A 15869-nucleotide genomic window follows, 5' to 3' on the forward strand; every position below is an offset into this window, starting at 1 on the left:
GGTAGCTACCGAAGACCTGGACACCGAACTTCTGATTGTCGTCGGTCCAGCTCAGCAGGCCGGAGGCTTCGGGCGTGATCTCATCGCCGCGATCGACGCTGGTGTCGGCGACGGCCTTGACGCCGAAGCTGCCTTGCAGGCCGGCTTCGCGGTTGTCGAGCGGCCGGCGGGTGACGACGTTGATGGTGGCACCGATGCCGCCCGAGGGCATTTCGGCCCGGCCGGTCTTGTAGACCTCGAGGCGACCGACCGCTTCGGAAGCGATGTTGGAGAAGTCGAACGAACGGCTGGTCGCCGTCGCGAAGTCGACGTTCTGGTCGCCACCGACAGCGACGACGTTCGCAGTCGGCATCTGACGGCCGTTCAGGGTGACGAGGTTGAAGCCGCCGCCGAAGCCGCGCACCGTCACTTCGGAGCCTTCGCCGTTGACGCGGTTGATCGACACGCCGCTGACGCGCTGGAGGGACTCGGCCAGGTTGGTGTCGGGGAATTTGCCGATGTCTTCGGCGGAGATGGCGTCCACGACGCCCGACGAATTGCGCTTGATGTCCATCGCCCGATCCAGGCTGGCCCGGACCCCGGTGACGATGATTTCATCCAGGGACGTCGCGTCCTCGGATTGCGGCCCGGTCGGCGCGGTCTGCGCCAGAGCGGCGGCCGGCAGCATCAGGCCGGTCATGAGCGCCAGAGCCGAACTCGAGCGCGCAAGCGTCTTTATGAACGTCATTTCCCTCATGTTTCCCTCCGCGTCGGCTTAGCCGACGTCTGTTTTATTCGGCGGCGTTCGTGCCACTCGCAGGGTAGAAATCGGCCAGTTGTCGCACGTTGTCAATGGCATTTATGTTAGCGCTATCGGAATGATGTTCCAAATGTGGTTCAAGCTCCAAGCTGGACCCGGCCCGCGCAAGCGGCTAGCCGTGAAACACAGGCAACAGCGCCAGAAGGACGGGCAGCATTGGTGAAGGAGATACGGCGCGCGACCATTGTCGATGTCGGCTTGAAGGCCGGTGTGTCGATCAAGACCGTGTCGCGGGTCTTCAACGACGCTCCGAACGTCAGCGCTGCGGTCAGGGAACGTGTGCGCGAAGCGGCCCAGGAACTCGACTATCATCCCAATGTATTCGCCCAGGGACTGGTCCGGCGCCGATCGCACCTGATCGGCCTTCTCTACGAGAACCCCTCCCCCAGCTACGTCGTCGAACTGCAGATGGGCGTGCTGGATCGGCTCAGGTTGACCCGCTATCGTCTCGTCGTGATCCCGGTATCCTCAATCCAGGACCGCGCGGCCGAAGTCGTCGGCCTGCTGCGCTCGGCCGCTCTGGATGGCGTGGTTCTGGCGCCGCCCGCATCCGACAACCCGCGCGTCCTTGCCGATCTGACCGCCGCCGGCATCCGTTTTGCCCGCATCGCTCCAACCCAGGATCTGCAGGCCGGCCCAAGCAACCTGATCGACGACGTTGCGGCCGGGCGTGAGATCGCCGAACACCTGTTGAGCCTGGGTCATGTCTCGATCGCCGTGATCCTGGGCGATCCGACCCACGCCTCCAGTGCTGCGCGCCTGATCGGGTACCGCCAGGCTTTTGAGGCGGCCGGCGTCGCCCTGGACCCGATCATGATCGAGCCAGGACTGTTCACACGCGCCAGTGGTTACGAGGCGGCATGCCGACTGTTCGACCGCAAGGCCGGAATGACCGCGATCCTGGCCCAGAACGACGACATGGCCGTCGGTGCCCTGATGGCCGCGCGCGAGCGAGGACTGTCGGCCCCTGAAGACATCTCGATCGTCGGCTTCGACGACTCCGAGGTGTCGAGAATCACATGGCCGCGCCTGACCACGGTCCGGCAACCCGTCTTCGAGATGGGTGCGTCGGCTGCGGACATGGTCGTGTCCCAGCTGGACGGGACCCCGGTGACCATGCGCCAGGATCATGCCCACACCTTGCTGATCCGGGAGTCGTCCGGGCCGCCACCGCGGTGACGGCGCGCATCCGGTCCACCGCCCTCGCCGTCATCCCTCATCCCGGCTATGAAACATGATCGCCAAGGGGGAGGCAGGCTTGGATCAGAGGACAAAGCGCCGCCGCGCCGGTGGCCAGACCATCACCGACGTGGCCCGTCATGCGGGCGTGTCGCCGATGACCGTGTCCCGCGTCATCAACGGCGAAAAGAACGTCCGCGAGAGCACCCGTGAACGCGTCAGCGAGGCGATCCGCGAGCTGGGATATGCACCCAACGCAGCGGCGCGGAATCTGGCCAGCGCCAGCGCGATCAGCGTCGGCCTTCTGTATTCAAACCCCAGCGCGGCCTATCTGAGCGAGTTCCTGCTTGGCAGCCTGGATCAGTGCAGCCGCAGCGGTTTCCAGCTCGTCGTCCAGAAATGCGATACCGAAGAGGCCGAGCTGCGGGCCGTCGACCGACTGGTCGCCGCCGGCGTCGACGGGGTGATCCTTCCGCCGCCCCTGTGTGACGCCTCCGCCATCGTCGAGGGTCTGAGACTGGCGGGATTGCCGACGGTCGTGGTCGCCACGGGCGAGCCTCCCGTGTCTGCGTCCGCCGTCCGTATCGACGACTTCCATGCCGCAGAGGCCATGACCCGCCATCTCATCGAACGTGGGCACCGCCGGATCGGGTTCATCCGGGGACATCCCAACCAGACGGCCAGCGCCCAGCGCTACGAGGGCTATGTCGCGGCCCTGGCGGCTGAGGGAATCGCCATCGATCCCGAGCTCGTGGCCCAGGGGTTCTTCACCTATCACTCCGGTCGTGATGCGGCCGATCGCCTGTTGTCGCTCCCGGTCGCCCCGACGGCCATTTTCGCGAGCAACGACGACATGGCCGCCGCGACCATCGCGGTCGCCCATCGTCTCGGGATGGACGTGCCGCGCGACCTGACAGTGTGCGGCTTCGACGACACCGCCCTGGCCACGACCGTCTGGCCCGAGCTGACGACGATCCGCCAGCCGGTCTCGGAGATGTCGCGGAACGCGGTCCTGCTGCTGGCCGAGGCGATCCGGCGAAAGGGCTCGGGCCAGGCCGCCAAGCCCGTCGACGAGATCATGCCCTATCACCTGATCCTTCGCCAATCCGACGCCCCCCCTGCCCGCCTGGGGTCAAAGCCTGCGAAATCGAAGGCGGCCAAGGCCGGCGAAGCCTGAGGCTCAACCGGTCCTGCAAAGCCGATCGAGATCGGCCGGAATCACGGAGCCCTGCGGTTCACCGGCAAAGGACGGCAGGCCGAGCTGATCCGTCCCAAGCGGCACCTGCGTGTCACCGGCATAGAAGGGATCGGCCTGTGCCTGCTCAAGCGTCACGAAGGTCGCCCCGTCGCGACGGTACTGGTCGAGCAGCTTCGGCAGCATGCGGGCGTCGAACGCCCCGATATGCATCAGCAGCACATAGGGGATGTCGCGCCCCAGGGCCGCCTTCGACCGGGCACGGGCCTGGATCAGGCTGGTGCGCGCGGACGCCAGAAAGCTGGCCTCCAGCCGCTCGATGGCCTCGGCGTCTCCCTTGTCCGCACAACGGGCATAGGGCTCGTTCCAGGCATAGTCGTCGAAGCTCAGCGTGACGCTGGCCACGCGATAACCTCGCCCGGACAGAAAGCGCCTGACGTCCGAACGCGCCTCCGCGGTCGCGCCCTCATAGAGGTACGGATAGCGGAACCAGCGCCAGTCCGCCTCGCCCATCACGGCCGCCAGCAGGGGCTCGTTCATCTCGATCTCGGCCTTGAAGGGCCCGCGATCCTCGTCATCGAGCCGCATATGGGTCCAGGTGTGGTTTCCCAGCGGATGCCCCGCCGCCCGCCACAACGCCAGCACGCGACCGCTTTCAGGATCGGCGACCACCGACCCTCCGTTGATGAACCCATAGCTCGGAGGCGCGTCAGCCTCGTTCAGCGCTGCGATCACCCGAGCAGCCACACCGACCCGCGTCTCGCCCTTCGGCAGGGCACTGTGAGACGGCAGGTCGTCGAAGGTCAGGGCGATCTGCTGCGCCGCCGCCGTCAGCGGCGCCACCGCGGCGACAAGGGCAGCCAGGGCCGTGACGAAGCGGGCGATCGTTCTGGTCATGGCTGCTGGATCCTGGAAATGACTTCGGCGGCAGCATCCGCCATTGCGCGATAGCCGGCGATGGAGGGGTGCAGACCGTCATTGTCGACCTCAGGCCGCAACCGGGTCGGATTGGCCGGATCGCGCATCACGGCGTCGAAATCGATGACCGCGTCGAAATTGCCCGGCGTCCGTATCCAGGCATTGATCGCGTTTCGGCTGGCCTCGGTCTCGGCCGGCGGCCGATAGTAGTCCGAGCCGCTGAACGGCGTGATCGTCGCCCCGATCGCCACGATGCCACGCGCCCGCGCGCGCTCGACCATCTGGCCATAGGCGGCGGTGACGAAATGCACGAGGTCGGCGTGCTGCTGGGGGCTGGCCGGTCTTTCGCGGGTCAGGGAGCCCAGGTCGTTCACCCCCTCCATGATGATGAAATAGCCGACACCCGTCTGGCCCAGGACGTCGCGCTCGAACCGTGCCAGGGCGTTCGGCCCCAGGCCGTCCAGCAGCACCCGGTTGCCCCCGAGCCCATGATTCAGAACCGAGAAGCGCGCGGTTCCGATCGACGCCTGGAGCCGTTCGGCAAAGCCGTCCGTCCACCGCGTATTGCTGTTCGCCACCACGCCATAGCCGTCGGTGATCGAATCCCCGATGACCGCGATCGCCACCCGATCACCTGCGCCCAGCACATCCACGCCGGACAGATTGTACCAGTGATCGACACGCAGGGCGTCCGGCAGATCGGCGGCTCCGGTCCTGTCACCCTTGGCGACATAGGAGGTGGCGCGCGACCCCGGATGGCTCGTCTGGACCGACGGCATCGATGCGAAATGCAGACTCACGGTCAGACTGTCCAGGGCCGAGGTCTCCAGCGCCAGCGGGTCGGACGTGACCTCGGCTCCGGCGGGGATGGTCACGCCGGGTCGTCCGGCGAAGGTGAGGGCGCGATCGGTCGCGGGATCAATGATGGGGCCATCGACGACCACCGGTCTGGCGATCCGCGCGGCGGTGATCACCAGCGGCGTCACCCCGAACACATTCGATACCCGAACCCTGACCTGAGAGCCGCCCAGCGTCAGGCGGACGATCTGTCGAAGCGTCGCATCGTCCAGCGCACCGGCCGGCAAGGCATTGTTGGGCTCCGGCACCTGCTGGGACGAGGCCCAGGCCCCGACCCATCGCTCCACCGGCGCCGACGTCTGGGCCGCAGCGGTGCTCAAACTGAAGGAGAGACACAGAAGTGCGATGCTCAGCCGACCGAACCACGCGCGCGCATCGACAGGTCGTGGAGGCATCGCCCCCGCCGGGCACCGGGTGCCCTCGTGTGTGAGCCTGGACACTTTCTTCCTCCGCGACGGCTTGCGCCGTCTCTGCCCTTGGTCTTGCGCCGGGGTCATGTCATGATAGCGCTACCAGAATGCAGGCCCCGAGCGATGTCAACCGCTATCGGCTCAGCCTGTTCGAGAACCCGGTCACGGGTCGATGGAGGAAACCGACGTGCGACCGAACATCCTGACCGTGGGGTCATGCCTTCTCGCCTGGGCCCTTGCCATGGCCGCCTCGACGAGCGTCCGGGCCGAAGACGGCTATGACCTCTGGCTGCGCTACCGACCCGTCCCCACCGAACAGGCGGTCGCGGCCCACCCCCATACGCTCAGCCTCGCACCCCAGGCCGCCGGCCCCACCGTCGACATCGTCACCGCCGAACTGTCACGGGGCATCGAAGGCCTCCTGGGCCAACTCCCGGCCGTCACGCCGAGGATCAGGCCGGGCGCGATCGTCTACGGCACGTCCTCGGCCCCGGCCATCGCAGCGCTCGATCTGCCCCTCTCCGACCTGGGCCGAGAGGGCTATCTGATCCGCAGCGTGACGATCGACGGCGGCGCGGCGACCGTGATCGCGGCCAATACGGACGTCGGCCTGCTGTACGGCGCCTTCGCCTTCCTGCGTCGGATCCAGACCGGCGGTTCGGTCGCCGACCTCGACATCGCGTCGAGCCCAAAGGTCGCACTGCGGGTCCTGAACCACTGGGACAATCTGGATCGCCATGTGGAGCGTGGCTATTCGGGTCAGTCGATCTGGGACTGGCATCGCCTGCCGGACTTCACCCCCGTTCTGTATACGGACTATGCCCGGGCCAACGCCTCGATCGGCATCAACGGCACGATCCTCAACAACGTCAACGCCAGCGCCACAAGCCTGACCGCGCCCTATATCGAAAAGGCCGCCGCCCTCGCCGATGTCTTCAGGCCCTATGGTATCAAGGTCTATCTGTCTGCGCGTTTCAGCGCACCGATCGAGATCGGTGGCCTGACCTCCGCCGACCCGCTCGACCCCCGGGTTCAGTCCTGGTGGCGCGCCAAGGCGGACGAGATCTATACCGCCATACCCGACTTCGGCGGCTTCCTGGTCAAGGCGAACTCCGAAGGCCAGCCCGGCCCTCAGGACTATCATCGCACCCACGCGGAGGGTGCCAATCTGCTGGCCGATGCCGTGGCCCTGCACGGCGGCGTCGTGATGTGGCGCGCCTTCGTCTATTCGCACGAGAACCCCGACGACCGCGCCAGACAGGCCTATGCCGACTTCACGCCGTTGGACGGCCAGTTCCGCGAAAATGTGATCGTCCAGGTCAAGAACGGGCCGATCGACTTCCAGCCACGCGAGCCCTTCCACCCGATGTTCGGGGCCATGCCGAAAACGCCCCTGATGATCGAGTTCCAGATCACCAAGGAATACCTCGGGTTCGCGACCCATCTCGCCTATCTGGGGACGATGTACGAAGAGGCGCTGCAGTCGGAAACCTTGCGCCCCGGCCCCGGCGCGACCGTGGCCCGGGTCGTCGATGGTTCGGTCGATGGGCACGCCCTGACCGGGATGGCCGGCGTCGCCAACATCGGCTCGGACCGTAACTGGTCCGGCTCCCATTTCGATCAGGCCAACTGGTACGTCTTCGGTCGCATGGCCTGGGATCCCGAAGCCGCCCGCGCCCGGCCGATCGCCGAGGAATGGGCCCGCATGACCTTCACGAACGAAGCACAGGCCGTCGGTTCGATCGTGGAGATGATGATGGCGTCACGCGAAGCCGTGGTCGATTACATGACGCCGCTCGGCCTGCACCACGTCATGGCGACCGGCCACCATTATGGACCCGGCCCCTGGGTCGCCGACCTCGCCCGGCCCGAGTGGAACCCGGTCTACTACCATCAGGCCGGCCCGACCGGGATCGGCTTCGATCGTACCGCGACCGGCAGCAACGCCATCGCCCAGTACGCCCCGGCCCTCGCCGCCCGCTACGCCGATCCGGCGACGACACCGCAGACTGAACTGCTGTGGTTCCATCACCTGAGCTGGGATTACCGGATGCCGTCTGGCCGCCCCCTCTGGACCGAACTCGTCCACACCTATGATGAGGGCGTGGCGTCCGTCGCGGAGATGCGGCGGACCTGGTCGGGGCTGGAGACCGAGATCGACAGCCAGCGGTTCGAGGAGGTCTCCGCCTTCCTGGCGATCCAGCAGAACGAGGCCCAGTGGTGGCGCGACGCCAGCATCGCCTACTTCAGCGACGTCTCGGGCCGCGCCCTGCCGGCCGGCGTGACGCCCCCGGCCCATCCCCTGTCCTACTACAAGGCCCTGTCGTTCCCGTTCGCGCCGGGGAACTGAGGTTTGCACACAGTTCGGCTGGGTCGAATCTTCGTCTGACAAGCAGGTGACGTGAACCTTCGTTGGCCCGTCATCCTCGGGCTTGTCCCGAGGATCCCAACCCCCACCAAGCAGCACCAGCGTGAGTCTGGATCCTCGGGACAAGCCCGACGATGACAAGAAGATGTGGCGTGGTGAGCTGGACCCTAGATTCAAGAGACCCTCAGGCGAGGCCCTGCATCACCGCCACATATCAGGGTGAATCGCGCGCCACTCGGCCTGAATATTTTCCTATCCGCTACTTGCGCCCGATCTGTCGCGAAGCCATGTCCTCAAACGGGTCTTTGAAAAGTCAGGATGGGGAACGTCGCCGCATGGCGTTCCAGATTTGGGTATCTGGCGGTTTGGCGGTTTGGCGGCGTGTTTTCGAGGCCGCCACCGCCATCCCTGCTTTTCTCTTTTTGGCGGTTTGGCGGTTTGGCGGCCCCTTTTCAGGACCGCCACCGCCATGGATGCACCGGGCCGCGTCAGACGGCCTGAGGTCGAGGTGCGGCCGCCTGGAAGGACGCCGCCATGGCCTCGCGCAAGGGCTTGGCCCGGAACTCCGCATCATAGGGATTGGTTCGCTTGGGCAGACCGTCGGCGCGGGGCCAGCGACCCTGCAACCATGTGTATCGATCCGACATCCCCCAGGCCATGACCGTGTCCAGCTGGGGATACTCCAGCATCAGGTCCAGATACCGACGCCCCAGGGCCGCGACCTCGCGATCCCGGACGACCGGATCGGCCGGCAGGTTCTTGTCATGGACATCGAACTCGGTGATCTCGAGCGTCAGCCCCATGCCGGTGACCTCGTCCAGGAACCGCCGCCATTCCGTCTCCTGCGCGGTGTCAAATCCGACCGAGTTGTCGGCATTGCCCGAGCCGATATGGCTCTGCACGCCCAGTCCGTCGATCGGCACGCCCCGCGTCTTGAACCCCTCCAGCAGCTTCAGGACCCCCGCGCGGTGGTTCTCATGGCCGGCCTCCCAGCTCATGTAGTCGTTGTAGAGCAGCCGGGCCTTCGGGGCCGCCTCGCGGGCCGTGTGGAAGGCGACGTCCAACACCTCCGGCCCCATCGCACGCGACAGGCTGGTCTCGCGCCGCTCGCCCGTATCGGCGTCGACCGCCTCGTTGATCACGTCCCACGACACGACCTGCGGATAGTGCTCGCCGACGCGACGGATGTGGGCCTGGAGCACCCGCTCACCCTCCACCGCCGGCCGTGAGCCGAAATCGTATTCGGTCAGCCAGCGCGGGAACCAGTCCGGATGGTGCCACAGCAGGGTGTGGCCGCGCATCTTCATCCCATGCCCTTCGGCCAGGGCCACGATTGCATCGGAACGCGAGAAGTCGAAGGTCGCGGCATCCGGCCTCAGGGCGGGCCACTTCATCTCGTTCTCGCAGACCAGGGCCCCGCATTCCGCCAGCACCACGGCGCGATAGCGCTCCTCGGGCGTCCCGGCGCGGGCCGTCGCCTGACCGGCGCTGATCGCCGTGCCGAACAGGATCCCCTTGCTTGCAGCCAGTCTGTGCAACGACGGACGATCTGTATCGCGGGGTGCCGCGCTCGCGGCCATCGGCATCGCCAGCACGGCGGTGCTCGCAAGAAACGCGCGTCTGTCGATCATGGGTGGCTCCAGTCAGGGGTTGCCAACCTTATAAGATCACCCCTAAATGTCTGACAAATGAAAAAGCACTTTCTTGCCCTTTCCGTGGGTCTGGCCACAGCGTTGCTTACCGGGACGGCCCTCGCCCAGACCGCGCCTGCGCGCTTCGAATCCTTCACCTATGAGGGCCGCGATCCGGCGACGTCGGTGCCCGTTTCGCCGGGCCAGTACCGCAACCCGATCCTGACCGGTTTCTATCCCGACCCGTCCGTGACCCGGGTCGGAGACGACTTCTATCTGGTCACCTCGACCTTCTCCTACTTCCCGGGAATCCCGGTCTTTCACAGCAAGGACCTGGTCAACTGGACCCAGATCGGCAATGCGATCGACCGGCCCGGCCAGCTGGATTTCGCCAGACTCGGATTATCGCGCGGCGTCTTCGCCCCGACCATCGAGCATCATGCCGGGCTGTTCTACATCCTGAACACCTGCGTCGACTGCGGCGGCAATTTCCTGATTACCGCGACCGACCCGGCCGGGCCGTGGAGCGACCCCGTCTGGTTGCCCGACCTTGAAGGCGCCATCGATCCCTCGCTGTTCGTCGATGCCGAGGGTCAGGCCTGGATCCTGAACAACGGCCCGCCGCAGGGCATGCCCGAATACGAAGGCCATCGAGCCATCTGGATCCAGAAATTCGACATCGCGCGCCAGGCTACCTACGGGGCCCGCACCGTGCTGGTGAACGGGGGCGTGGATTTCAGCACCAGGCCCATCTGGATCGAGGGCCCTCACCTCACCTATCGCAACGGCTGGTATTATCTGACCTGCGCCGAGGGCGGCACCGCCGAGGGCCATTCCCAGGTCGCCCTTCGATCGCGGTCACCCGACGGCCCGTTCGAGGCCTTTGCCGGCAACCCGATCCTGACGCAGCGCGGCCTCGACCCGACGCGCCCGAACCCCATCACCTCGGCCGGACACGCCGACCTGGTCCAGACCCCCGACGGCGACTGGTGGGCCACCTTCCTGGCCGTGCGGCCCTATGGGCCGGACCAGTACAATACCGGGCGCGAGACCTTCCTTCTGCCCGTCGACTGGTCAGGCGAATGGCCGATCATCACGATCCCGGGCCAGGTGATCCCCTATCAGGCCGAGCGCCCGGACCTGCCCCGGCAGCCTGCGCCGGCCGTGCCGACCACCGGCCCGTTCCGCGTCGTCGATGCGTTCGACGGCCCTGCCCTTCCGTCCTACTGGATGATGATGCGCAATCCGCGCGAGACCTGGTACGACCTGACGTCACAGCCGGGCTCCCTGAGCCTCACGCCGCGTCCCGTCGACCTGGGCGACAACGCCAACCCGTCCTTTCTCGGTCGACGCCAGCAGCATCAGTTCGCCACCGCCGAAACCGTGATGCACTGGACACCAAAGGAGGACGGTGACCGCGCCGGCCTTGCCACCCTCCAGAACGACGACTGGTTCTACTTCCTGGCCGTCGGGCAGGAGGCCGGAAAGCCGGTCGTCGAACTTCGCCGCCGGGCCGGTCCTTCAGAGGCTGCCGAGGGCGTCGTGATCGCCAACGCCCCTCTGGCCGGGCCGGCCGACGCCACGCGCCTTCGCGTCACCGCTCGCGCCGATCGCTACGACTTCGCCTACGCCGCCGAACGGGGAGACTGGACCACCCTGGCCCGGGACGTGGATGGCACCATCCTCAGCACCCGCACCGCCGGCGGCTTCGTCGGCGTCACCTTCGGCCCCCATGCCCGGTCTGGCCACTGACCCCGACTGCCCTGGTCCAGATCATCGAGGTGTTCCCATGCCCATTTCAAACAGGGTTCGGACGGTTTTCCGTGTCAGCCTCGCTGCCTTGGCGACGGCCTCCGTAGGCAGCGGAACGATGGCTCAGATCCCACCGCTGGATCCCGTCCGAATGAACCAGGTCGCGTTCGAGACTGATGGACCCAAGGCGGCCACGCTCGTGAACCCCGCAACGCGCACCCTCGATTGGTCTATCGCCGCCGCGGACGGCCGTGTTGTGCTTCGCGGTCAGACGGTCGTGGTCGGGCTCGACCCAACGTCCGGCGACCATGTCCATACGATCCGGTTCGACGATCTCCGCGCGGCGGGAACCTATCAGCTGACAATCGGCGACCATCGCCGGAACCTCGTGATCTCCGACGCGCCGTTTGCGGCGATCAAGCGCGACGCCCTTGTCTTCTTCTACGAGAACCGCAGCGGGATCGCGATCGAGGCCGAACACGTCGCCCGCCCGGATCTCGCTCGCCCCGCGGGACATGCACCGGATCGCGCGACCTGTTTTGCGGGCGAAGACATGCGCGGCAATGTCTGGCCGGGCTGCGACTACACCCTCGATGTCTCCGGAGGCTGGTATGACGCGGGCGACCACGGCAAATATGTCGTCAACGGCGGCATCTCGACCTGGACCCTGCTGAACGCCTGGGAACGCGCCACGCTGTCAGGGCAAGCCGCCCCCTATCCGGACGGCTCGGCCGACATCCCCGAGGCCGGCAACGGTGTGTCGGACCTGCTGGACGAGGCCCGCTGGGAGGTCGAGTTCCTGCTGCGGATGCAGGTCCCGGACGGCGCACGCCTGCGCGTTCCCGTGGGCCGATTCACTCGAGAACAGCCTCTGACCTTCACCGAGATCGGCGCCGGCGGCCTGGTGCATCACAAGGTCCACGACGTCCGCTGGACAGCCCTGCCTATGGCCCCGGCGAACGATCCGGAGACGCGGTATCTCTATGCCCCGAACACGGCTGCGACCCTGAACATGGTCGCCGTGGCCGCCCAGGCCGCGCGGATCTGGAAGACCATCGACCCCGCGTTCTCGGCCCGCGCGCTGGACGCCGCCCAACGCGGGATGGCCGCAGCGAGACGCCATCCGGACATCTACGCCGTGGGCTCCTTCCACGGAGGCGGTGACTACGGTGACGACAACCTGACTGACGAACTCTATTGGGCCACGGCAGAACTCTACGTCACCACCGGAGACTCGGCCTTGCTGGAGGCTCTGAGGGCTTCGCGCCACTATCTGGCGGGTCCGACCGGAGATCGCGCGACGGGGGATATCGGCTGGAACGGCGTGGGAACCCTCGGGACCATCGCCTTGGCCCTGTCGACTGATCGTCTTCCCGAAGCCGAGCGTCAGCGCGCGCGCCAGGCCCTGATCGCGGCCGGCCGGGCCTATCTCTCCGAGGGCGCGACACAGGGTTACGGCCAGCCCTTCGCGGGACCGAACTACAGCTGGGGCTCCAACGGCAATCTGATGAACCGGGCGATGGTGCTGGGGCTGGCGCATGATTTCACCGGAGACCCCGCATTCAGGAACGGGGTCGTGGCCGCCATGGACTATGTGCTGGGCCGCAATCCGCTCGATCAGTCCTATGTGACCGGATATGGCGACCGGCCGATGCGCAATCCGCACCACCGGTTCTGGGCCCACTCCAGCGACCCCGCCTATCCGGTGCCTCCGGCCGGGGTGCTCTCGGGGGGGCCGAACAACACCAATATGAGCGATCCGGTCGCCGAGACGATGCGTGGCAAATGCCTGCCCCAGACCTGCTGGCGCGACGACATCGGGGCCTTCACCCAGAACGAGGTGGCCATCAACTGGAACGCGCCCTTCGTCTGGGTCGCGGCCTTCCTGTCGCCCGGCTAACCTCCCCGGGTCGCGAGATCCTTCAGCTTGCGCAGCGCCGGCGTGACCATCGGGATGGTCAGCATCGTCGATCCGACGGCCATCAGCAGAAGCGCGGTGAAGGTCTCGTTGGTGATGATCCCCCGGTCCAGCAGGATGTTGGCGAAGATGATCATGATCAGGGCCTTGGTCTGAAGCAGCCACCCGATGATCGAGGCCTCGCCCTTCTCCCATTTCAGGATGCGACCGGCGATCTGAAGACCCGCCAACTTGCCTGCCACCGAGGCGAACAACAGCAAGGCCGCGGCCCCGAACACCGCCACCCCGCCCACGTCCCACTGGGTCCGCAGGCCCGTGCTGAGGAAGAAGACCGGCATGATGGCCAACAGGATATGGTCGCGAAACTGGTCCATCCGCTTGCGGTCGAACCATTCGCCGTCCAGCACGGCGCCCGACAGGAAGGCCCCCACCATGAAATGCAGCCCGCACCAGTCGGCCGCGAACCCGCAACCTGCCAGCCAGATCAGGGACACATACCAGCGGTCGCGTTCCTGCAGCCGCTTCATCAGCGCCCGGATCGCATAGGTCGCGACCGCAAAGCCCACCAGGAAAATCGCCTGACGTCCGACCCGTTCCCAGTCCAGCAGGATCAGGGCCAGCACGCCCCAGATGGCGATATCGTCCAGGCTGGCGTAGCGAAGCACGCGCTGTCCCAACGGTAGCCGCAGTATCTCCAGCTTCTCGAGGAACAGCACCAGGATCGGCAGGGCCGTCACGGCACAGGCCATGCCGATGCCCAGCACGACCTGCCAGGGCTGACCGTTCGCCCCGACCCAGCCCGGAAGCTGAAGCATCGCGACACCGGCCACAGCGCCGAACACCAGCGGCACGACAAGGGCCAGCCCCGCCGTGACCCCGGTCTCACCGCGCCGAGCCCACGCCTGCTTCAGGTCCAGCTCGATCCCCGCGATCCAGACGAAGATCATCACGGCCCACCAAGCCACACCGTTCAGAGCGGTGATGACCTGAGGATTGAAGACGAACTCATAGTAGCCCGGGGCGACGGCTCCGAGCACTCCTGGGCCCAGCAGGATCCCGCACACGATCTGAACAACGACGAGAGGCGCGTAGTAGTCGGTGCGCAGGCCGCGCCAGATCAGATACGGCGCCGTGAATATCAGCAGCAGCGCGATCAGAAATATCTCGGTCGTTGTCATCGCGTGCATGGATGCCCCCGCCTTTCAGCTCTTGCCCGGCTGATCGAATATGAAGTTTAGGCCGACATTGCGAGCCTGCAGCGCCCGGATCGACAACTCAGACAATTACACGGACCGACCGCGACGGCAAGGCTAAGGCCAAGCTGCCCACTCCCTCAAGCAGAACAATGCTCGGCTATGAACGCTGAGTGGGCCGGCATATAATCCGCCGAGTTGCGGATCGCCTCGGCCGTCTGGGCCAGCCGTCGCCGGGTCTCGTCGACGGTCAGCACATCGGCGACAGGATCATAGCTGGCCGGGGCGACATTCTGGCCGATCATGACGGCGAACCAGCTGGTGTCGTTGAACAGCTCCTCGTTCTCCCGGAACACCCGGCCCCGGCTGCGGAAGATCTCATATTTTTCAAGAAGGCTGTCCGGCACGGGCATGGTCCGGACGTAGTTCCAGAATTCCGTGTCCGTCCTCTGGGTCGCGTTGTAGTGCAGGATGATGAAGTCGCGGATCCGCTCGGCCTCATAGGCGACGACCCGGTTGAACCGGTCCGTCTCGGCCTGCTCGAACGCCTTGGTCGGAAACATGGCCAACAGGTTGGCGATGCCGCTCTGGACCATGTGGATACTGGTGGATTCGAGCGGTTCGATGAAGCCTGACGCCAGCCCTAGCGCGACGACGTTCCTGTTCCAGGATTTCCTGCGTCGCCCGGTCGTGAAGCGAAGCGTCCGGGGCTCGGCCAAAGCCTTGCCATCCAGCTGGCTCAGCAAGTCTGCCGTGGCGTCGGCCTCGCCGATGAAGCGGCTGGAAAAGACGTAGCCATTGCCGGTCCGGTGCTGGAGCGGGATCCGCCACTGCCATCCAGCGGCCCGCGCCGTCGAGCGCGTGAAGGGCACCGGATCCCCGACCCGCTCGCACGGAACGGCAACGGCCCGGTCGGCGGGAAGCCAGTGCGACCAGTCATCGTAACCGGTCGCCAAGGCCCCCTCGATCAGCAGCCCGCGAAAACCGGAGCAGTCGACGAACAGATCAGCCTCGACGGTCCGACCGTCGTCCAGGTTCAGGCGTTCGACGAACCCGTCACTGCCACGCAGGGCGACATCGACGATCCGGCCCTCCAGCCGCGTCACGCCCCGGCCCTCGGAATAGTCCCGCAGATAGCGGGCATACAGTCCTGCATCGAAATGGAAGGCATAGGCGATCTTGGACAGGGGCGATCGGCCGGCATCGATGGGGCGCATGAACTTGCCCCGCTCGGCCGCCATGGCCTGGAGGGAGTATTCGGAGATCGACGAGGAATCGCCCTGCTGGTTCAGCCGCAGCCAGAAGGCGTGAAATGACACGCCCTCCATATCCACGCCGAACGGGCCGAACGGATGGAAATAGCGATCTCCGATGCGGCCCCAGTCGCGGAACTGAATGCCCAGCTTGAAGGTCCCCTGGGTGCGCCGGATGAACTCGTCCTCGTCCAGACCGAGCATGGTGTTGAAGGTGCGGATCTGGGGGATCGTCGCCTCACCGACGCCGACGGTCCCGATCTCGTCGGACTCGATCAGAGTGATCTCGGCGTAACCGGGGCCCAGGATCTTGGCCAGGGCAGCTGCGGTCATCCAGCCTGCCGTGCCCCCGCCGACGATGGCGATCTTTCGTATGCGGTTGTCAGTCGTCATGG

General features: G+C 66.2%; 11 protein-coding genes. 5 read left to right on the forward strand and 6 right to left on the reverse strand.

What is annotated here, in order from left to right; genetic code table 11:
• A partial coding sequence (locus JHC99_RS00895) for a TonB-dependent receptor plug domain-containing protein (protein WP_292151586.1) occupies positions 1-727 on the reverse strand: 727 nt, incomplete at its 3' end.
• A 231-nt stretch (positions 728-958) separates the two neighbouring features.
• On the opposite strand from JHC99_RS00895, the gene JHC99_RS00900 reads away from it, so the two are divergent.
• Both JHC99_RS00900 and JHC99_RS00905 read left to right on the forward strand, forming a co-directional pair.
• The gene (locus tag JHC99_RS00900; protein ID WP_292151587.1) at positions 959-1978 is read left to right on the forward strand and encodes a LacI family DNA-binding transcriptional regulator; all 1020 of its coding nucleotides are present in this window, start codon (positions 959-961) and stop codon (positions 1976-1978) included.
• Between the two features lie 79 nt (positions 1979-2057).
• The gene (locus tag JHC99_RS00905) at positions 2058-3155 is read left to right on the forward strand and encodes a LacI family DNA-binding transcriptional regulator (RefSeq protein WP_292151588.1); all 1098 of its coding nucleotides are present in this window, start codon (positions 2058-2060) and stop codon (positions 3153-3155) included.
• 3 nt (positions 3156-3158) lie between these two features.
• Here JHC99_RS00905 and JHC99_RS00910 read toward each other — a convergent pair whose 3' ends face one another.
• Positions 3159-4070 (reverse strand): polysaccharide deacetylase family protein, encoded by a 912-nt coding sequence (locus JHC99_RS00910; RefSeq protein WP_292151589.1) that lies wholly within the window; start codon positions 4068-4070, stop codon positions 3159-3161.
• The gene (locus tag JHC99_RS00915) at positions 4067-5389 is read right to left on the reverse strand and encodes an SGNH/GDSL hydrolase family protein (protein ID WP_292151590.1); all 1323 of its coding nucleotides are present in this window, start codon (positions 5387-5389) and stop codon (positions 4067-4069) included. The genes JHC99_RS00910 and JHC99_RS00915 overlap by 4 nt, the downstream gene beginning before the upstream one ends.
• Before the next feature lie 211 nt (positions 5390-5600).
• Here JHC99_RS00915 and JHC99_RS00920 point away from each other — a divergent pair, with 211 nt between their 5' ends.
• Complete coding sequence (locus tag JHC99_RS00920; protein WP_292151629.1) at positions 5601-7709, forward strand: alpha-glucuronidase family glycosyl hydrolase; 2109 nt, start codon at positions 5601-5603, stop codon at positions 7707-7709.
• 506 nt (positions 7710-8215) lie between these two features.
• Here the strand turns inward: JHC99_RS00920 and JHC99_RS00925 are convergent.
• Positions 8216-9358 (reverse strand): endo-1,4-beta-xylanase, encoded by a 1143-nt coding sequence (locus tag JHC99_RS00925; protein WP_292151591.1) that lies wholly within the window; start codon positions 9356-9358, stop codon positions 8216-8218.
• 57 nt (positions 9359-9415) lie between these two features.
• Here JHC99_RS00925 and JHC99_RS00930 point away from each other — a divergent pair, with 57 nt between their 5' ends.
• A complete protein-coding gene (locus JHC99_RS00930; protein ID WP_292151592.1) occupies positions 9416-11110 on the forward strand; it encodes a glycoside hydrolase family 43 protein in 1695 nt (564 codons plus the stop codon).
• A 151-nt stretch (positions 11111-11261) separates the two neighbouring features.
• Entirely contained in the window at positions 11262-13010 is a 1749-nt protein-coding gene (locus JHC99_RS00935; protein WP_292151593.1) for a glycoside hydrolase family 9 protein, read from the forward strand.
• Here the strand turns inward: JHC99_RS00935 and JHC99_RS00940 are convergent.
• Together JHC99_RS00940 and JHC99_RS00945 are read right to left on the reverse strand one after the other, a co-directional pair.
• Positions 13007-14215 (reverse strand): cation:proton antiporter, encoded by a 1209-nt coding sequence (locus tag JHC99_RS00940; protein ID WP_292151594.1) that lies wholly within the window; start codon positions 14213-14215, stop codon positions 13007-13009. The two genes, JHC99_RS00935 and JHC99_RS00940, sit on opposite strands and share 4 nt — an antisense overlap.
• A 146-nt stretch (positions 14216-14361) precedes the next feature.
• The gene (locus JHC99_RS00945) at positions 14362-15867 is read right to left on the reverse strand and encodes a tryptophan halogenase family protein (RefSeq protein WP_292151595.1); all 1506 of its coding nucleotides are present in this window, start codon (positions 15865-15867) and stop codon (positions 14362-14364) included.
• Positions 15868-15869 lie beyond the last annotated feature (2 nt).

It is taken from the genome of Brevundimonas sp. (genome assembly GCF_016463485.1).
Lineage (GTDB): Bacteria > Pseudomonadota > Alphaproteobacteria > Caulobacterales > Caulobacteraceae > Brevundimonas.